The organism is Porphyromonas uenonis 60-3 (assembly GCF_000174775.1).
Lineage (GTDB): Bacteria > Bacteroidota > Bacteroidia > Bacteroidales > Porphyromonadaceae > Porphyromonas > Porphyromonas uenonis_A.
Window position 1 is genome coordinate 19,589 of the sequence record NZ_ACLR01000203.1, and the last position, 18,098, is coordinate 37,686.

General features: G+C 53.0%; 17 protein-coding genes. All 17 read right to left on the minus strand.

The annotated features are described in order from the left end of the window. Positions 1 to 35: 35 nt before the first annotated feature. The gene (locus PORUE0001_RS07995) at positions 36 to 698 is read right to left on the minus strand and encodes an HmuY family protein (protein WP_007365951.1); all 663 of its coding nucleotides are present in this window, start codon (positions 696 to 698) and stop codon (positions 36 to 38) included. Between the two features lie 403 nt (positions 699 to 1,101). Next, positions 1,102 to 1,908, minus strand: a complete 807-nt coding sequence (gene nagB, locus PORUE0001_RS08000; RefSeq protein ID WP_007365941.1) for a glucosamine-6-phosphate deaminase — start codon at positions 1,906 to 1,908, stop codon at positions 1,102 to 1,104. 32 nt (positions 1,909 to 1,940) lie between these two features. After that, positions 1,941 to 3,155: an FprA family A-type flavoprotein gene (locus PORUE0001_RS08005; RefSeq protein WP_007365944.1), complete on the minus strand. Its 1,215-nt coding sequence runs from the start codon at positions 3,153 to 3,155 to the stop codon at positions 1,941 to 1,943. 33 nt (positions 3,156 to 3,188) lie between these two features. After that, on the minus strand, positions 3,189 to 4,103 hold the full coding sequence (lgt, locus tag PORUE0001_RS08010) for a prolipoprotein diacylglyceryl transferase (protein WP_007365950.1): 915 nt from the start codon (positions 4,101 to 4,103) through the stop codon (positions 3,189 to 3,191). A gap of 40 nt (positions 4,104 to 4,143) precedes the next feature. Further along, complete coding sequence (locus PORUE0001_RS08015) at positions 4,144 to 5,052, minus strand: diaminopimelate dehydrogenase (RefSeq protein ID WP_007365933.1); 909 nt, start codon at positions 5,050 to 5,052, stop codon at positions 4,144 to 4,146. A gap of 29 nt (positions 5,053 to 5,081) precedes the next feature. Next, positions 5,082 to 5,942, minus strand: a complete 861-nt coding sequence (locus tag PORUE0001_RS08020; protein WP_007365932.1) for a neutral zinc metallopeptidase — start codon at positions 5,940 to 5,942, stop codon at positions 5,082 to 5,084. Beyond that, on the minus strand, positions 5,939 to 7,492 hold the full coding sequence (lipB, locus tag PORUE0001_RS11160; protein WP_007365937.1) for a lipoyl(octanoyl) transferase LipB: 1,554 nt from the start codon (positions 7,490 to 7,492) through the stop codon (positions 5,939 to 5,941). The genes PORUE0001_RS08020 and lipB overlap by 4 nt, the downstream gene beginning before the upstream one ends. Positions 7,493 to 7,497: 5 nt before the next feature. Continuing rightward, on the minus strand, positions 7,498 to 8,541 hold the full coding sequence (murB, locus tag PORUE0001_RS08030; RefSeq protein WP_007365943.1) for a UDP-N-acetylmuramate dehydrogenase: 1,044 nt from the start codon (positions 8,539 to 8,541) through the stop codon (positions 7,498 to 7,500). Positions 8,542 to 8,634: 93 nt separating this feature from the next. Further along, positions 8,635 to 9,117, minus strand: a complete 483-nt coding sequence (locus PORUE0001_RS08035; protein WP_039865812.1) for an SPOR domain-containing protein — start codon at positions 9,115 to 9,117, stop codon at positions 8,635 to 8,637. Positions 9,118 to 9,967: 850 nt separating this feature from the next. Then, on the minus strand, positions 9,968 to 10,447 hold the full coding sequence (locus PORUE0001_RS08040; RefSeq protein ID WP_007365942.1) for a V-type ATPase subunit K: 480 nt from the start codon (positions 10,445 to 10,447) through the stop codon (positions 9,968 to 9,970). A 38-nt stretch (positions 10,448 to 10,485) separates the two neighbouring features. Further along, on the minus strand, positions 10,486 to 12,315 hold the full coding sequence (locus PORUE0001_RS08045; RefSeq protein ID WP_007365956.1) for a V-type ATP synthase subunit I: 1,830 nt from the start codon (positions 12,313 to 12,315) through the stop codon (positions 10,486 to 10,488). Next, positions 12,312 to 12,932 carry a V-type ATP synthase subunit D gene (locus PORUE0001_RS08050; protein WP_007365953.1) on the minus strand — a complete coding sequence of 207 codons (621 nt, stop codon included), beginning with the start codon at positions 12,930 to 12,932 and terminating at the stop codon, positions 12,312 to 12,314. The genes PORUE0001_RS08045 and PORUE0001_RS08050 overlap by 4 nt, the downstream gene beginning before the upstream one ends. Before the next feature lie 8 nt (positions 12,933 to 12,940). After that, a complete protein-coding gene (locus PORUE0001_RS08055) occupies positions 12,941 to 14,281 on the minus strand; it encodes a V-type ATP synthase subunit B (RefSeq protein WP_007365952.1) in 1,341 nt (446 codons plus the stop codon). 23 nt (positions 14,282 to 14,304) lie between these two features. Continuing rightward, positions 14,305 to 16,074, minus strand: coding sequence for a V-type ATP synthase subunit A (locus PORUE0001_RS08060; protein ID WP_007365955.1), 1,770 nt, complete (start codon positions 16,072 to 16,074; stop codon positions 14,305 to 14,307). 8 nt (positions 16,075 to 16,082) lie between these two features. Then, positions 16,083 to 17,069, minus strand: coding sequence for a DUF2764 family protein (locus PORUE0001_RS08065; RefSeq protein ID WP_007365935.1), 987 nt, complete (start codon positions 17,067 to 17,069; stop codon positions 16,083 to 16,085). An 82-nt stretch (positions 17,070 to 17,151) separates the two neighbouring features. Beyond that, positions 17,152 to 17,745 (minus strand): hypothetical protein, encoded by a 594-nt coding sequence (locus tag PORUE0001_RS08070; RefSeq protein WP_007365948.1) that lies wholly within the window; start codon positions 17,743 to 17,745, stop codon positions 17,152 to 17,154. A gap of 123 nt (positions 17,746 to 17,868) precedes the next feature. Further along, a partial coding sequence (locus tag PORUE0001_RS10980; RefSeq protein WP_232501442.1) for a hypothetical protein occupies positions 17,869 to 18,098 on the minus strand: 230 nt, incomplete at its 5' end.

Genomic DNA, 18,098 nt, shown 5'->3' on the forward strand with positions numbered 1-18,098 from the left:
CTCTAGTAGCTCCGAGCTGGTAAGGGAGAGGAAGACTACTTCTTGTCTGCCTTGATGATATACTCTAGGGTGATGTATCCCGTCTTCTTCGTAGCATTCTGATAGTCTAGGACGCGGACGCGGACGATCTGACCAGTTGCTGAGCGAACGAGAAAGACAGAGGGATCAACCGTCACCGTGGGAGGCATACCAGCCCTGCTGATGATACCTTTATTTAGGTATCCTTTCCCATCATCCTTGGGCTCTGAGGTAAGCAGGAAGTTGGCAGATTGCTTCTCGTACTTCATTTCGTGCTTGCTCATGTCAAATTTCATCAGGAGTGTTCCCTCACGGTCTAGAGCCCATTCGCTATCCTTAGGAGTAGGTATGTCAGCCATTAGATCCTTTTGGGAGGTGCGAGCGGCTGCGCCCTTGCCCTTGCCTGAGGTACCGCCATTGGTCTTGAAGTCGTAGCGGTGTAGCCCTAGATCCCATGAGAGATCGGTCTCGGGAGTCGATACGCTGACCACTTCGCCCTTGTCAAAGTTGATGTAGACCCACTTCGTATAGTCGGAAGCGTCTACGACGATCTTCTTGGTCATTCCCTTCTCTTGAGAGGGATTGGGTACAGGCTTTGGTTCGTTCTTGTCGCTTTTGCACGAAGCGCATAGCAACAGCGTCATGAGAGCCGCTAGAGAGAGTAGGATTGTTTTTTTCATATACTTGATTGCTTGGAAAAATAGATTGTATGATTGCACTGCAAAGGTATGAAGGAGAGCCTACGTAAATCAATACCTAAACGTCGGTATTTGCGTTTGTGCCGTCCCAATGCTCAGCCATGAGCGCTCCTCAGTACACACCTCTCGATAGAGCTCTCACGGGTGGGGAAAACGGGGGCTTTTGTAAAAGTTCCAAAACGGTTCCTGCCTTGGAACTTTTTAGTTCCAACGGGGGAACTCATCAGTTCCAGCGGACGAACTTTTCGGTTCCAAGGGAGGTAAGTTTGATTGGACAGAGGGGATAAAGAAAGAAGGCCAAGAAGTAACGAATACTTCTCGACCTTTTCTGATGGTGGCGTATGCTACGAGGGCATCCGCCGATCTATTTGTGAGCTGCTACCTCTTAGTAGGCTAGGCCCTCTCGGGCTAGCTTCTCCTCCTGCTTGTAGAAGCGGAAGGTCTTCACCTGTAGCTCTACGGCAGCGTCGTCATCGCAGACGATGATGCTGTCGGAGTGAAGCTGCAGTGCGGAGATAGGACACATCTGGGTGATATGACCCTCGACGGCCTTGCAGAGGGCACGCGCCTTGTTCGAACCATTGATAAGAATCATCACCTCACGAGCATCTGTCACGGTACCGACACCTACGGTGAGGGCGCGTGTAGGAACCTTTGAGAGGTCGTTGTCAAAGAAACGGCTGTTGTCACGGATGGTCTCGGGCATCAGACGTACCTCACGAGTGCGAGAGGCTAGTGAGGAGCCTGGCTCGTTGAAGGCGATGTGCCCATCAGAGCCGATACCTCCGATGAAGAGGTCGATACCTCCGAGTGACTGGATCATCTCTTCGTAAGCTTGGCACTCGGCAGCGGTGTCCTCAGCCAAACCATTGAGGAGGTGTGTATTCTTGGGGTCAATGTCAATGTGGTCGAAGAAGTTGCTCTTCATGAAGTAGTGATAGCTCTCGGGGTGTGAGGGCTCTAGACCGACATACTCGTCCATATTGACTGTAATTACATTCTTGAAGCTGACACGACCAGCCTGACAGGCTTTTGCCAGCTCTTGATACATACCAATAGGGGTAGAGCCTGTGGGCAGACCGATCACAAAGGGACGGTCAGCTGTGGGTGCAAACTCATTGATGCGTTTGATCACATGCTCTGCTGCCCATGTAGACATGGCAGCATAATCTTGCTCGATAACAAGTCTCATAGATTATTTGTTGGTTGTTGGTATTTAGGAAATTAACGGTAAAGTTCTAACAGTCTCTGGGCAATAGCAGCTCCTAGGTCACGCCCCTGGGCTAGCTGCTCAGGGGTGGCAGCTCCCTTGATCTCTACGGGATCTGTCACCTGCTCGAAGGCTAGCTTCTCCAGGATCTCGGGCATGATCTTGATGGACTGTCCAGCCCAAGTACAGCTACCGAAGTAGCCGATGATGCGATGCTTGACCTCGCGGAGGGCAACCTTGTTGAGGATGTCACGCATAGGTGAGAAAAGGCTATTGCAATAGGTCGGAGCGCCGACGATGAGGGCGCGATACTTAAAGATGTCACGGAGCATATGGGAGGGATCGGCCGTGCTGACGTTGTGTACGACAATCTCCTTGATGCCGCTCTGCGCTAGTCCCTGAGCGACCGCCTCGGCCATCTGCTCGGTGTGTCCATACATGCTACCGTAGAGGATGACTGCACCACAGCTTGTGTCGTACTTGCTGAGCTGATCGTAGATGGCGAGTGCCTTGGGGAAGCCGTGCTCCGTCCATACGGGGCCATGGGTCGGACAGATGTACTGTGGCGACAACCCTAGTGAGCTGTACTTGGCTAGAGCCTTCTGGACGAACATGCCAAACTTGCCTACGATGCAAGCGTAGTAGCGGTACATCTCCTCATAGTAGAGGTCGAGGTTCATATCTCGGTCGATGAAGGCACCGTTGAGTGTGCCAAAGGTGCCGAAGGCATCGGCCGTGAAGAGGACATTGTTGGAGCTCTCATAGGTAAACATGACCTCGGGCCAGTGTACCATCGGTGCCATGACGAAGTGGAAGGTGAAGCCTCCTATCTCTAGGGGCTCTTTCTCCGAAACGACTACGCGCTGCTCCTGAGGGATTGGTGCGAAGTAAGAGTCGAGCATGCCGAAGGTTTTGGCATTGCCCACCACCTTCATCTCAGGATAGAGGGTGCGTAGGAGACCGATAGAGCCACTGTGGTCAGGCTCCATATGGTCCACGATGAGGTAGTCGATGGGACGATCACCGATGATGGACTTGATCTTGTCCAAGTGATGCTCTGCGGTCCCAATCTCCACACCGTCAATGAGTACAACCTGCTCACCTACGAGCAGATAAGAGTTATAGCTGACGCCATAGGGTAGTGACCAGGAGCCCTCGAAGAGTTGCTTCGTGCGGTCATTGACTCCGATATAGTATATTGAATCGGTGATTTGATTGCGATACTCCATAATAGAATGGTTGCTTTATAGTAGTGAATAGATTTAGTGCTTGTTGGAATGAGAGGCTTGCTCCTTATGCTTTGTTTCCTCTGCGAGTAGACGCTCCACCTCTGCCTGAGGCACTGGGTGGCGCAGGGCGTAGATGATCATACCGACACCGATGAGGATGAAGGGGATGCTGAGGAGTTGACCCTGATTGAGTCCGATGGACTCAACAAGCTTGTGCTCCCACGGCTCCTGGACGAACTTGACGGTCTCGATGAGGAGACGTGCTACGAAGGTGAGCGTGAGAAGCGTCCCGACGATGAGCCCCTGATACTTGTAGCCCGCATTGCGACGCCAGTAGAGCCACATACATATGGTGAAGACGAGCAAGTAGGCGAGCGCCTCGTAGATGGCTGTCGGGTGACAAGGCATACCACCAGCTAAGGTCTGCCACTCGGCGGAGCGTACGAAGCGAAAGCCCCAGGCGACATCAGTAGGGTAGCCGAAGATCTCGCTATTCATCAGATTGCCGAGACGTATCATGGCTGCCACGAGACCAACGGGTACGCAGAGGCGATCCATACCCCAGAGGATTGGTTTGTGCGATACCTTGCGTGCGTAGATCCACATAGCGATGATGAGACCGATCACACCTCCGTGGCTCGCTAGTCCGCCCTCCCAGGTCTTCAGTATTTCAACGGGATTGGCGAGGTAGTATAGGGGATCGTAAAAGAGACAGTGCCCTAGTCGAGCGCCGACGATCGTACCGATGGCTACGTACCAAAAGAGCTTGTCAAACCATGGCTCGGGCAAGCCCTCCCGCCGCCAAATGCGATGCACGATCCACGGACCGAAGACGAAAAGCCCCACGGCAAAGAGTATGGCGTACCAGCGCAACTCAAAAGTGCCGACGGTAAAGATGGCGGGGCTGACGTCCCACGTGATGGCTAGTAGGGGTAGTGTGCTGGACATTGCGAGTAGAGGTTAGATGTTAGACCTTAGAAGTTAGAGATTAGACTAGATGAGCGATCCAGTCGGAGCGGTCGCCAGAGAGTAGGTCTATGACTGGCACCTCGGGGAGTGTATAGGCTCCTGGGGTGAGACGCTGCGTAGCACGAGCCGAGGCGACCATCATTTGGGCGGTCAGGGCGGGGTTGTTGATCTGCATCTCGAAGGTGAGACGCTGGTTGTGCGTTTCGCCCGAGACCCCTTTGCGCATCATATGCACGCCATGGCCTACGTCCTCTAGAGCTGCGACAGAAGGGACGAAAGTGACGATTGTCTCGTCATGAGCGAAGTAATCATCAGCGAGGATCGCTTGGCGTACTTGCTCTTCGTTGGCGCCAGCCTCTAGCTCTACATAGACTTGTCTGCGGTGCTGTCCATAGCCTATGGGCAGGGTCATGGATAGTGCATCACGTACACCAGCTATGGCACGTGCTGCCACGGAGTGTCCCATGCTCATGCCTGGCCCGAAGTCTGTGTAGGTGATTCCCTCGGGAGCCATCGCCTGCATCAAGGTACGAACGATCGAGTCGCTTCCGGGATCCCAGCCAGCGCTGATGATAGAGACCGCTTGGTGCTCCTGAGCTACCGCCATCAGGTCGTGGCGTAGCGTAGCTATCTGGGTATGGATGTCGAAGCTGTCTACGGTGCTAATGCCCTGAGCTAGGTAACGCTTGGCGTAGTCAGGCACGGAGCGTGTCGGTACAGCTAAGATGGCGACATCTGCCTTGGGCAGGGCTTCATCCTCTCCGTAAACGGCGATGCCATGAGCGGTCAATACTTGGCTTTGAGGATCATTCTTGGAGCGACGGACTACACCGACCAGCTCCATGTCGGGAGCAGTGCGTACGGTGGTCACAACTTGCTTGCCTACGTGTCCGTAGCCTACGACGAGTACTTTTATCTTTTGGTTCATCTGTAAAGTGCTATAGAATTGGTTATTTGTCAAAAGCGGTAACGGCTTGCGCCATCCAAGTTGCCTGTCTCAAAGCCAGAGCGAAAGGCTTGCATGCGCTGTGCTGAGGTACCGTGTGTGAATGAGTCTGGGACGGCATAGCCCTGGGCTTCTTTTTGCAAGGTATCGTCGCCGATAGCGTTGGCAGCTGTGAGTGCATCCTCGAGGTCTCCAGGCTCAATGAGTATGATGCCGAGTCGCTGTGCGTGGTAAGCCCACACGCCAGCAAGGTAGTCGGCTTGTAGCTCCAGTTGCACACTGGCGCGGTTGTACGCTTCCTGCGAAACACGCCCTTGCTGCTGGTGTAGCTTGTCAGAGATACCGAGGAGGTTCTGCACGTGATGCCCTACTTCGTGAGCGGTGACGTAAGCCATGGCTAGGTCTCCTGGAGCTTTGAAGCGAGAGGCGAGTAGATTGAAGAAGTCTAAGTCAATGTAGACCGTCTGGTCGGCTGGACAGTAGAAAGGTCCTACCTCGCTGGTGGCTCCTCCGCAACGGCTCTGCACCTGATCGGTGAAAGTCACCAGTGTCGGTGCTGCATAGGAGCGTTGTAATTCGGAATTGAAGAGGTCTGTCCACACATCGTTGCAACTGTTGAAGACGCGTAGCGTGAAGACTTTGAACTCTTCGTTTTCGTTGACACGAGAGGGGTCTACCTGCTCCGTTTGTGAGCCAGGTAATACATTGTCTGCCACCTGCATCAGTCCCGTGAGGTCTACGCCGAAGAAGAGACTGGCGAGGACGATGACGATACCGCCGATGCCACCTCCGAGGGCTAGCCCTCTGCCTGAGATGCGTCCGCGTCTATCTTGGTAGTTTGCCGAACTATCGTTGGGGCGAAGCCATTTCATAAGGAGTCGTCGTTAGGTAGGTGGTACATAAGGTGCGTGAAGTGCTTGCGAAAGAGCCCCTCCAGCTGATGCTTGACCAGCGGAAAGTAAACCTCCCCTCGTCCTATCTCTTGCTCCATCGAGGTGACCCCTTTGTCTGTAAAGCCACACGGATTGATGAGCTGGAAGTAGCTTAGGTCGGTATTGACATTGAGCGCGAAGCCGTGCATCGTCACATAGCGAGAGGTGTGCACGCCGATAGCGCAGATCTTACGAGCTTGTGGGGTGTGCGCATCAATCCATACGCCCGTAGCGCCCTCGAGACGCTCCGAACGAATGCCGTAGAGGTAGAGCAGATCAATGATACACTGCTCCATCGTGTGGATGTACTCCTTGACACCTATGCCGTAATGCTCTAGGTCAAAGATTGGATAACCTGTGATCTGCCCAGGTCCATGGTAAGTGATGTCGCCACCACGCTCTATCTGGACAAGCTGAATGCCTTTAGAGTTGAGCAAAGTCTCCGAGACAAGCAGATTCGTCTGCTTGCCATGCTTGCCAATGGTCAGCACGGGCTCATGCTCGCAAAAGAGTAGCACGTCCTTTGGTACCGTACGATGCGCTACCTTGGCATCAATACGCTCCTGCCAAAGCTTCTGCTGCATCTCCAGTGCCTCTCGGTAATCGATCCTACCACAATCTCGATAGGTAAAAGGCTCGGCAGCACTTCGCACTAGCTTGTCCTGCGTGGGCTGTGGGATATAACCCGTCCCCTCCGTATAGCGCAGAGTTAACCCGTCGTAGCCAACGTACACACCCTCGGGCAGTCGCACCTGAAGCTCCGCCGTAGGTGGCGCATGGTGCGAAAGGTGAATGATGTAGCTCCGTTGCGGCTGAACTTTGGCAGTTAGCTCAAGAGCCTCCTCGATCGTTTGATGTGTCGGGTGAGGCTTGGTGTAGCGCAGTCCATTGACAAAGAGTAGCTCTACACCTCGGAGCTTCTCAATCTCCTCTGGAGCTATACTCTTCAGGTCGGTTAGGAAGCCAAAGCTCCCGATGCGATAGCCTAGTATCGGTTGCTTGCCGTGCATAACCCGTATTGGCTCGATCGTCAGGTCGTACAGTGTAAAAGGCTCTAGCGACGAGATGGGGTGTAGCGTCAAGTGTGGCGTACCAGGATAGCGATGCGGTCCGAAGTAGTAGTGTAGTCGAGCCTTGATCGACTCTAGCACGTTAGGCTCTGCGTAGATGGGTAGCTCCGTGCGCCACGAGATCGTGCGCAGATCGTCTAGTCCTCCGATATGGTCGTAGTGCTGGTGCGTTAGGATGATCGCATCTAGATGATCAATGCCCGCTAGGAGCGCTTGCTGTCTGAAGTCTGCGCTACAGTCGATCAGTATTCGCCGACCCGAAGGTGAGACCATCAGAGCCGATGTGCGGGTGCGCTGGTCGCGTGGGTCTAGGCTTAGACAAGTACGACAGTAGCAACCCACCTCAGGTACGCCTGTGCTGGTACCTGAGCCTAGTAGCTCGACGATCTGTGGCGAGGGATGACGATGTCGTGAGGGCATAGGAGTCAGTCTATATAGCGTACCTCGGGATGTAATGTGATGCCAAACTTACGGCTCACCTCCTGCTGTACGTGCTCTGCTAATGCGACCACCTCTTGACCAGTCGCTCCACCGTAGTTGACGAGGACGAGCGGTTGCTTCTCGTAGACTCCTACGGCACCAGTGCGGTAGCCTTTGAGTCCCGTTTGGTCTATGAGCCAGGCTGCCGAGAGCTTGACTTCCCCTTCGTGGTGAGTAGGGTAGTGAGGCACGGGCGTGTCGTATTGCTTCGCCAGCTTCTCATACTGCGCTAGTGGCACGATAGGGTTCATGAAGAAGCTCCCGCCATTTGGTATCTCCTCAGGGTCTGGTAGCTTAGCACGGCGAATGCGTATCACCTCTTGGCGAATTTCTTCGGGCGTAGGCATGGTGTCGCGCCCCTCGAATGCTTTTGCCAAGGAGGCGTAACTCAGATTGCAGGTCGGCTCGGTACTTAGTATGAAGTGTACGTGTGTGACGATGTAGGAGTGGTACTGCGGATCTTTGAAGATGCTGTACCTATATCTGTAGTCGCATAGAGCGCTCGGTATGCGGAGCGTCATCCCTGTCGCTAGGTCGACTACATCGACCGCTACGATGTACTGAGAGACCTCACTCCCGTAGGCTCCTATATTCTGTATGGCAGCAGCACCCACGGTGCCTGGGATGAGTGATAGGTTCTCCACCCCATAGAGCCCACGGCTGAGCATTAGCTCTACAAAGTGGTCCCACACGATGCCACTACCCGCCCGTACATGTTGCTGTCCTGGGCGGGTCAGCGCACTCTCGGTCTCGTCGTAGTAGTGGAGGTCGTTGATCTGCGAGTAGAGGATGACGCCACGATACTTATCGTGCGTAAAGAGCAAGTTGCTCCCAGCGCCTATCGGTAGGTAGGGCTGCGAGACAAAGTACTCATCACGAGCCAGTGTCTGAAGATCCTCAGCACTGCTGTAGTTGATCCACCAGTCGGCGGTTGCCTCTGTGGCAAATGTGTGGTACTCCCGAAGCGGTTGTTGCTGTATGATCTCCATAGTTTATAGTGTCCGAAGAAGGAGCCTTAGAGTCTATCTATGTAAACTCTAAGACTCCTATTTTATTGTATGTGGCTATGTAGGGAGACCCGACTATCGGATCTTCTCTAGAATCCAAGCATCCTGGAAGTCAGGAGCGAAGCGCCCCTTGACCTGCTCTCTAGAAGCCTCAGCCTCACGGCGGTTGTCAAAGCTGGTGATGATGACACGGAGCATACCAGCCTCGTTTTGACCTAGTACGGGGTTATAGCCCTGAGCTTGTAGGCGCTCCTTGAGAGAGTAAGCGTTGGTGTGGTTTTGGAATGAACCGACGACCACGTTGTAAGTCTTGAGCATGTTTGCGTCCTCACCCTTGACCGCCTCTAGGCGCTCACGACGTAGCTGGATGTCAGCGGCAGGCTCACGAGCGACGACAACATTTGCCGGAGGAGTCATCACAGGCTCTTTTTGCTGTGCTGCCACTTCACGCTGCTTAGCCTTCTCATACACCTGACGATAAGCACTTTGCTTAGGGCCACATGCGCTCACTGAGAGCAGAACTAGGACTGAGGATAGGAGAATCAATGCCTTTTTCATATCTGTATCTTGTTTGAACTTGTTGATTCGTTGTTTTCTACGTGGCAAAGGTAGTAGTTTTTGCGCAAATACCACCACCTCCCAATGTCGATGATCGGTAATCCCGACCGAAGCTGGTGGAGTGGGTGCCACTGAAGCTGGTGTCGTGTGACTATGAAATCCGACTTTCACGGAGCTATTTCCAAATAGCTACCGAGGAAACGAAGTTTTTTCACGGAGGCCCGAAATAAAAGTTCGGAAGAATGAAATGAAAGTTCGGAAGAAGGATTTTGAAGTTCGGAAGAATTTGTCGTTTGCTCCGTGGAGAATCCACATTTCCTCAGGAGAAAATCTGAATTTGCTCAAAAAGTCAAAGAAAGGTCAGGGCTGACGCATTATAATTGCTCCGTTAGGAGCTGAGCTACACATTAGCGACAAGCGAGACTTGGATGAATTCATTATATAGTATTACTGTCCGACTACTCGACTTCGACCAATCTACAGTTTTCTTCGTAGGAAACTCTAGTTTCATACCTAGGAAACTCTAGTTTCATGCCTAGGAAACTTCAGTTTCATGCCTAGGAAACTTTAGTTTCACCCAAGTGGTACTGATAGTTAGCTCATTTCTGCAGAACGATCTACCCGATGCCCCCTCAAAAAGCTTTCACTGGACAGCAATAACTATATATAATGCGTCAGCCCTGAAAGAAAGGTGGAGACGAACCCTATTTTGTCGTGCAGGTCTAAATACAACAAGTCCCCGACAGCGTGATCTCTGCCGAGGACTTGTCCTATAGTTTGTTAGGGCTAGCTAGTAGCCCCTATGTGTAAAGTATGTTGCTAAAGCAACGGGGACTCTGACGGGGTGTCTCTATGCGGCGAGGAATAGACCTCTGACGACACCGAAGGTTAGGATCGATACAAGTAGCGCTAGGATGGCGTACAGCTCAGGGAAGACGGCCATGACCATGGTCGCACCAAAGAGGTTGTTGCCAGCACCGATACCCTTGATACCATTGGCGCAGACCTGTGCCTGACGGATGGCTGAGTAGAGGCCGACGAGACCGAGGCTGAGTCCAGCAGCGAAGATAGCCCACGCAGCACCAGCACCGAGTACGCCAGCGGTGAGGAGATCCTTGATAAGACCGTTGGCCATAAAGAAGCCGACGAAGCCGTACAGACCCTGCGAAGAGGGTAGAGCGGAGAGTCCGATGTACTGACCGAGGGCGTCGGGATTCTTCTTCATAGATCCGATGGTCGCATTACCTGCGATGGTGACACCGATTGAGGAGCCGATACCTGTGAGGATGACCATGAGGGCTACGCCTCCGTATGCAATTAGTTCGTTCATGTTATGTATATCTGTTGTTTGATTTGATTATTGCTTGTTTAGTTGACCTTAAAGGGGGTGTAGGGTTTACCGCCACCCTCGAACTCGCTGTTCTTGTAGTACTCCACAAAGGTGAGACGCAGCGGGTGTACGAGCGAGCTGATGATAGCTAGTCCGAAGTTGAGCCCGTGTCCGAAGAGTAGGATGAAGACCATCACGAGCCAGTTGACCCCGACGGGTAGACCCTCAGACATGGAGACCGCTAGGTTGTTGAAGACGCCACCCAGCACGCCACTCGTCAGTCCGATAGCGAAGAGACGAATGTAGGAGAGGGTGTCTCCGAGTAGTCCCGAGGCGGTGTTGTAGCTTGCCCAAAGTGAGGAGCCGACGTTGAGGAAGATGTTTTTGCCTGGGCTATTGTAGAAGACCACAACAAGTCCAGCAGCTATCGCTAGTCCATAGAATATGTAAGTGACGTAACTGGGTAGTGCTGTCGTAGCCATCGGTAGCGCCACTGCCATGATGAGGGCAAAGATGACGATGACCCACGCATAGGCAGAGAGTGCATACTTGATGCCTCGCTGCTTCTGTATCTTGACGGCTGCCACGGTCTTCGCAAATAGGATCTGAATGATACCTAGCACGACCGAGAGGAGCATGAGGTTGTCCTGATTGAGGAAGTAGTCATTGCGGACACTGCCCAGCAGGGAACCATCATTTGCCCATGGCATGACCATACCGAAGACGGTACCGAGTAGCGAACCGACCACGACGGTGGTGCCTCCGAGCCACTGCGCTAGAGAGCAAATGTCTTTCGTCGATTGCCCCTTGACCTTGCGCTTGAAGAGGCTCGCCAATAGGAAGATGACGAGTCCATAGCCTGCATCTCCAAAGCATAAGCTGAAGAAGAGCATGAAGAAGGGGGCGAAGAGTGGCGTCGAGTCGAGCTCCGAGTAGTTCGGCAGAGAGTACATCTGCGTAATCGGCTCGAAGAGTCGGCTGAAGCGATTGTTCTGGAGCTTGATGGGGATCTTGTCCTCATCGAGTATCTCCTGCTCAGCATAGTAGCAGGGGAGCTGATCTAGCTCTTGTCGCACCTCGGGAACGATCTTGCTCGGTATCCACCCCTCGAGGAGCATGACTTTGTCATCCGCCTCGCCAGTAGCCTGTAGGAAGGCATTGCTCATCTGATACTTGTCCTGGAGGAGGAGGTCGTAGCCCTGCAAGTCTTCCAAGTGCTGATCGATAAACTCCTGTATCTCGGTGTCAATCTGCTCGGCACGTTGCTCGAAAGAGGCGAGCCTATCGGCCAATTCGCTGGCGGTGTGGGTCGGAGCTTTGATCTGCTCCGCCTCGATGCGCTCAGTGCTCTTGTCGCCGACGGTGATGAAGTAGTGATGCGAGCGTCGGGTGTCGATGATGATGGCGTTGTGTTCCTCCTCCCAGTGCTCTTGGTACTGAGCCGTAGGAATGATGTAGAAGCGGACTGGGTAACCCGCTTGCTGGAGCTGCTCTAGCTGCTGGACGTCATACTCGCCCCACGGCTCCCAGTAGTCGTTTTCCCGCTGCTGGCTCTCGATCTGAGAGGCTATCTGGCGACGATCCTCTAGGAGCGTCTCGATCTGCTGTAGCAGAGCTTCGCCCTCCTCGGTGCTAGCTGGCTTACGGGGAGTGCCGACGGGCTGCTCCTCGGAGCGCTTGCGAGAGAGGGTGCGGATGAGACCTGCTAGATGACGGCGCGCCACAACGATCTCCTTGATCTGTTCGCTCTCACTGGTCGACTTATTCTCCTTAATATGCACTACCCCTAGGTCGCGTAGCTTGAGGAGGAAGCTGTCGTAGTCTTGGTGATAGACTAGGAAGAGGTACTTATCTATTTTCTCTATCATTGTGCTAGTCGCTCTTTTTGTTTGGCAGCACGAATCTCTAGATTGGTGCGCATGATCTTTTGCGAAGCCTTGGAGAGACTCTCCTCATCTTCTAGATAACGCTTGATCTTGAGGATAGCGTCTTTGTAGCCAGGTATCTGAACCTTCTCAAAGAGATTGACCTTTTGCGTAGTCTTACGACGAGCATACTCGAGATACTCTAGCTTGAGATTGAGAAACTCAGCCTCAATGCCCAGTGTGGCTAGCGCCTTGAGTAGCTCGACCCCCTGAGCAAACCACGAGGGACGGCTAAAGAGACTGAAAGGCTTCACCTCGTAGTCGATATTGTCTAGCACAGGGACGACGACACCAGCTATCTTCTTCGTCGAGAGCTGCACGTCGGTGACGCTGACCAGCGTAGGGTCAAACTCGTCCCACAGCGCCACCATATCCTGGTAGCCCTGTATGCCCTGCTCTAGCTGCTCATTGAGAGCATCTATCTCACGGCGAGCCTTCTTGACCTCTAGACGGAGGGCACTCTCCTTGCTCTTGATCGTGGGCAGGGTGCGCTCTCGCATCTTAAGTTGCTTTTGTTGCTGCTGTAGCGAGGTCTTGTTGTACTGAAACTTGATCGCCATCTCTCTTTCTAAGCTTTGTCGACCTTACTATCTGTAGGCCAATACTTGTCCACGAGACTCTGACGGATGCTTACCTCGGCGGGCGTGAAGTACTTGGCAAAGAGGCTCCACGCATGATCGAGCATCTCGGTCGTATTGAGGTTGACGTCGATAGCTAGGAGGTCGTTGGCATAGTCCTTAGCGAAGTCTAGCGTACGCTGGTCGTAGTCTGTCAGGTCAAAGCCGTTCTCCAGCTTAGTCTGAGCATTGGCCGCATCGGCATAGAGACGTACGCCAGCATTCATCACCTGCGGGTGGTCTTCGCGAGTCTTCTTACCGATGACTAGTTGCTTCAGACGAGAGAGCGAGCGGAAGGGGTCTACGATAACCTTACCGATGGAGGAGTCACGACGCAGATAGAGCTGCCCCTCGGTGATGTAACCCGTGTTATCTGGCACAGCGTGCGTGATGTCGCCTCCTGAGAGGGTCGTCACAGCGATGATCGTGATAGAACCTCCGTCGGGGAACTGTACGGCCTTCTCATAGATCTTAGCCAAGTCGGAGTAAAGTGAGCCTGGCATGGAGTCCTTAGAGGGGATTTGGTCCATACGGTTTGAGACGATGGAGAGCGCATCGGCGTAGTTGGTCATATCAGTTAGGAGGACCAGCACCTTCTCATGCTTCTGCACGGCAAAGTACTCAGCTGCCGACAGCGCCATATCGGGGATCAGCAGACGCTCCACGGAGGGGTCTTCGGTCGTATTGATAAAGCTCACGATACGATCCAGTGCGCCCGCATTGCTAAAGGTCTTCTTGTAGTAAAGGTAGTCATCGTTCGTCAGACCCATACCGCCAAGGATGATCTTGTCGCTCTCGGCACGGAGAGCTACGAGTGCCATCACCTCGTTAAAGGGTTGGTCAGGGTCAGCAAAGAATGGGATCTTCTGTCCCGTCACGAGCGTGTTATTGAGGTCGATACCAGCGATACCTGTGGCGATCAACTCTGAGGGCTGGTCACGACGTACAGGATTGACCGAAGGTCCGCCGATCTCTACATCTTCGCCCTCTAGCTGTGGACCGCCATCGATAGGCTCTCCGTAAGCGTTGAAGAAGCGCCCAGCCAATTGGTCGCTCACCTTGAGAGCTGGTGCCTTGCCGAGGAAGATAACCTCAGCATTGGTCGGGATGCCCTCAGTGCCTGCGAAGACCTGTAGAGTTACCTCGTCTTCATTGATTCTAACCACCTGAGCGAGCTTGCCATCGATTGTAGCTAGCTCGTCATTACCCACACCCGTAGCGTGTAGCATACAGGTAGCTTTGGTAATGTTGGTGATGCGTGTATATATCTTTTGAAAAGCTTGTGTAGCCATTGTGAGACGTTAGATGCTAGAGGTTAGATATTAGAGGAGGCGTGCGTAGACTGCTGCTCGATCAGCTGCTCGTACTGCTGCTGATACTTTTTGAAGTCTTCACTCTGAAACTCCGAGTAGTTCATCTGCTTGAGGTGGTTGATGAGCGTCTTGAAGAAAGTGCTCACCTCGTTGAAGTCCTCAAAGTTCAAGTCCGTGTGACAGATCTTGATTACTCTGTCGAGCATATACTTCTGGCGCTCCAGAGGCGTGTTGCAGTCGATATCGTCAAAGGCATCCTGCTGTAGGATCACAAAGTCTATCAACTCAGACTTCCAGAAGATAACGTGGTACTCTACGGGGACGCCATCATCACCGAGGATGTTGATCTGCTCTGCGATCTCCTTGCCACGCTGCATGCGAGTCTTAATCTCGTTTACCTTGTCTAGCCAGTCGGAGCCGAGGTCTGCTGTGATGTACTCTTTAAGCTCGGGGTACTCTATATATTTAGAGTAACTGTCGATTGGGTTGACAGCTGGGTAACGCTTACTATCAGCGCGCTCCTGCTCTAGAGCGTAGAAGCATCGAGCCACCTTCTTCGTATTCTCCGTGACAGGTTCCTTGAGGTTACCACCCGCTGGAGAGACCGTACCGATGAAAGTCACAGAGCCCGTCTCGCCATTGTTGAGATAGACGAAGCCCGCACGAGCGTAGAAGTTTGCCACGATAGCCGACAAGTCCATCGGGAATGCGTCTGGTCCAGGGAGCTCCTCTAGACGGTTCGACATCTCACGCAGAGCCTGTGCCCAGCGAGAGGTCGAGTCCGCCATGAGTAGTACTCGGAGACCCATTGAGCGGTAGTACTCAGCGATAGTCATAGCCGTGTAGACCGAAGCCTCACGAGCAGCCACTGGCATGTTACTCGTATTAGCGATGATGATCGTACGCTCCATCAGCTTGCGTCCCGTGTGTGGGTCTTCGAGCTCAGGGAACTCGGCAAAGATCTCCACCACCTCGTTAGCACGCTCACCGCAGGCAGCCATGATGACGATGTCAGCCTCCGCCTGCTTAGAGATAGCGTGCTGGAGGACCGTCTTGCCCGTACCAAAAGGTCCCGGGATAAAGCCCGTGCCACCCTCTACAATTGGGTTTAGCGTGTCAATGGTTCGTACACCCGTCTCTAGAAGCTTGAAGGGACGAGGCTTCTCGCTGTAGACCTGGATAGGTACCTTGACTGGCCAACGCTGGATCATCGTGATATCATGCTTCTTGCCCTCAGCGTCGACGATGACAGCGATCGTCTCCTCAACAGTGTACTGACCCGCCGACTTGACACTCTCGACCGTGTAGCTCCCCTTCATGACGAAGGGTACCATGATACGGTGTGGCTGGTGATTTTCGTCCACCTGCCCCAGCCACGAGCCAGCCTGTACCGTGTCGCCCGCCTTAGCAATAGGCGTAAAGTCCCACTTCTTAGTCGTGTCTAGTGGATGGGTGTAGTCACCTCTCTTGAGGAAGACACCATCCATCTTGTCTAGGTCGTGCTGCAGACCATCATAGTTCTTGGAGAGCATACCTGGTCCCAGAGTCACCTCGAGCATGTGCCCAGTGAAAGAGACCTTGTCGCCCACCTTCATACCACGAGTGCTCTCGAAGACCTGTACATATACGTTTGCACCGATCACCTTGATCACCTCGCTCATTAGCTCCACCCCGCGTACGGTGATGTAGCATATTTCATTTTGCGATACGGGACCATCGACCTCTACCGTGACGAGGTTAGAGACGATTCCTTTTACCACACCGTTTGTCATTGTATCTATTATTTCTTTTGTTTGCGTTTGAACTCCTCTAGCGAGGTGGTGCTCTCATGCTTGAGCTGAGAGACTATCTGACGGAAGACTTGCTCGCCCGTCTCTTCGTTGAGTGATACCCAGCGCTCTAGGATCTCTAGCTCTAGGTAGTAGGCTAGGAGATACTCTATGTCAAAGGGCTTGGAGAAGGTATGCTCCTCCAGCCAATCCCAGCGAAGCCGATCTATCAGCTGCTCGCGACGAGCGATGTCCTCCTCGCGACTGATATTGACCAACTGCTGTATCTGAGGAAAGAGCTCCTCCGTAATGCTAAAGTCCGCAGCCTGCGAAGTGCGCAGATGATGCTGCAACGTGCCCCCTCCGATGATATACTCCTTAGGGTCAAAGCCTAGCTGCCGACTCGTGTAGGCGGCTAAGATGTTCTTGATGTTAAGGTTAAACTCCGCCCACTCAGCTACGAAACTATTCTTCTGACCCATCAGATAGTCGTAGTACATCGCTATGAGCTTATCCTGCTCTAGGCGTAGCTGCCAGATCGTGTAGGGCTCCTCCGCCTGCTGTAGCTCCTCGCGCATCTCAGCTCGCTCCTCGGCAAGCTCCTCCTCCAGCTCGGGGTCGGGGAGACGCATCTCAATGTACTCCTTGATGAAGTCTGGTAGCTGCTTCGTGCGGGGACGCTTCGTGCGCTGCTGTACAGCTATGATATAGTCAGCCAGCTCCTTGGCGTCGATTGTCTCTAGGGGCTCTTTAGGCTCCAGCTCAATCTCTGAGGGGTCATCCTCCCAGTGGATAGAGTCGTCCGAGAGCCATGCATTGATCGTCTCCAAGATCTGCGGTAGCTCCTGCTCCATGAGGAGTAGGTCTAGGAGACGTCTGTCACGCTTGGTGAGCTCCTGTCGTAGCTCCGCCTGCAGCGCATCCGTCTGTATCGGTAGCTTGCGGTCGTCTACACCAATGTTTGGCAGACCTGCGATGGTAGCGTAGTACTTTGCCATAATGTCTTCGCTAGAGCATAGTTAAGTGGTGTGTAGAGAGTCTCTAGGCACCCCTTACCTATACCTTATATATAAGCTTACCTTAGAAAAGCTCCTCCACAAGACGAGGACGTAGGAAGCTCTTGAAGAAGTTGACAAACTCCTCCTCGCCGAAGTTGACCTTGTACGAGCCATCAGCAGGTGCTACGGAAAAGCCTGCACCCTGAGCCGCCCCAGTACGAATCGTCACCTGACCGCTGTCTAGTAGCGCCTTAGCGTTGCCGAGCATATACTTCTCCAGCGCCTCAGCGTTGGCCGTCTCGATGACCATTGGCTCACCGACCGTCCATTGCTGTACGATGGCAAGCATCAACTTCTGCATGAAGTCTGCATCAGTCGTCATCGCCTGGACATTGTCGCGTACGATGCGATCCGTCAGACTGTCTGCGATGGTACTCTGCGTAGAGCTAACCACCTGCTCCGCGTATAGCTTGAGCTCAGACTGGGTGTTTTTGGTTAGATCCGCTGCTTGACGCTGGGCATCACTCACGATGCGCTGTGCCTCGGCTTGTGCGGTAGCGATCATATCGTCGCTCTGCTGCTTAGCCTTAGCTAAGATCTGAGCAGCCTCTTGATTTCCCTTTTCTACCCCTTCATGGTAGATCTTATCGGTGAGTTCCTTAATCTTGGAGTCCATCTATATTGTAGTCTATGTTTTAGCTTGGTCTGTAGAGCGTACTAGTAGTGAGCATCTGCGTGGGTGTACGCTCTTACAGTCGCAAAGGTAATAATTTGCTCCAATAATTACAACGCTTCAACCTTACAAAAGCGAAAAATCTTTCTCAAAGTAAGGATCGGGGGCGACCAAAACTGGCACTTTATGGTCATGAATATCAATTCTCACGGAGGAATCTGCAAATAAATCGCTGGAAAACGAACATTCCCCACGGAGGCTGGATATAAAAGTTCGGAAGAATGAAATGAAACTTCGGAAGAAAGATTTCGAAGTTCCGAAGAATTTGTCCGTTCCTCGGTAGGGATTTTCGATTT

What these genes read in the sequence shown, in the direction of transcription:
- PORUE0001_RS07995 (WP_007365951.1), bottom strand. Translation starts at nt 698, where the DNA reads ATGAAAAAAACAATCCTACTCTCTCTAGCGGCTCTCATGACGCTGTTG.
- nagB (WP_007365941.1), bottom strand. Translation starts at nt 1,908, where the DNA reads ATGAGACTTGTTATCGAGCAAGATTATGCTGCCATGTCTACATGGGCA.
- PORUE0001_RS08005 (WP_007365944.1), bottom strand. Translation starts at nt 3,155, where the DNA reads ATGGAGTATCGCAATCAAATCACCGATTCAATATACTATATCGGAGTC.
- lgt (WP_007365950.1), bottom strand. Translation starts at nt 4,103, where the DNA reads ATGTCCAGCACACTACCCCTACTAGCCATCACGTGGGACGTCAGCCCC.
- PORUE0001_RS08015 (WP_007365933.1), bottom strand. Translation starts at nt 5,052, where the DNA reads ATGAACCAAAAGATAAAAGTACTCGTCGTAGGCTACGGACACGTAGGC.
- PORUE0001_RS08020 (WP_007365932.1), bottom strand. Translation starts at nt 5,942, where the DNA reads ATGAAATGGCTTCGCCCCAACGATAGTTCGGCAAACTACCAAGATAGA.
- lipB (WP_007365937.1), bottom strand. Translation starts at nt 7,492, where the DNA reads ATGCCCTCACGACATCGTCATCCCTCGCCACAGATCGTCGAGCTACTA.
- murB (WP_007365943.1), bottom strand. Translation starts at nt 8,541, where the DNA reads ATGGAGATCATACAGCAACAACCGCTTCGGGAGTACCACACATTTGCC.
- PORUE0001_RS08035 (WP_039865812.1), bottom strand. Translation starts at nt 9,117, where the DNA reads ATGAAAAAGGCATTGATTCTCCTATCCTCAGTCCTAGTTCTGCTCTCA.
- PORUE0001_RS08040 (WP_007365942.1), bottom strand. Translation starts at nt 10,447, where the DNA reads ATGAACGAACTAATTGCATACGGAGGCGTAGCCCTCATGGTCATCCTC.
- PORUE0001_RS08045 (WP_007365956.1), bottom strand. Translation starts at nt 12,315, where the DNA reads ATGATAGAGAAAATAGATAAGTACCTCTTCCTAGTCTATCACCAAGAC.
- PORUE0001_RS08050 (WP_007365953.1), bottom strand. Translation starts at nt 12,932, where the DNA reads ATGGCGATCAAGTTTCAGTACAACAAGACCTCGCTACAGCAGCAACAA.
- PORUE0001_RS08055 (WP_007365952.1), bottom strand. Translation starts at nt 14,281, where the DNA reads ATGGCTACACAAGCTTTTCAAAAGATATATACACGCATCACCAACATT.
- PORUE0001_RS08060 (WP_007365955.1), bottom strand. Translation starts at nt 16,074, where the DNA reads ATGACAAACGGTGTGGTAAAAGGAATCGTCTCTAACCTCGTCACGGTA.
- PORUE0001_RS08065 (WP_007365935.1), bottom strand. Translation starts at nt 17,069, where the DNA reads ATGGCAAAGTACTACGCTACCATCGCAGGTCTGCCAAACATTGGTGTA.
- PORUE0001_RS08070 (WP_007365948.1), bottom strand. Translation starts at nt 17,745, where the DNA reads ATGGACTCCAAGATTAAGGAACTCACCGATAAGATCTACCATGAAGGG.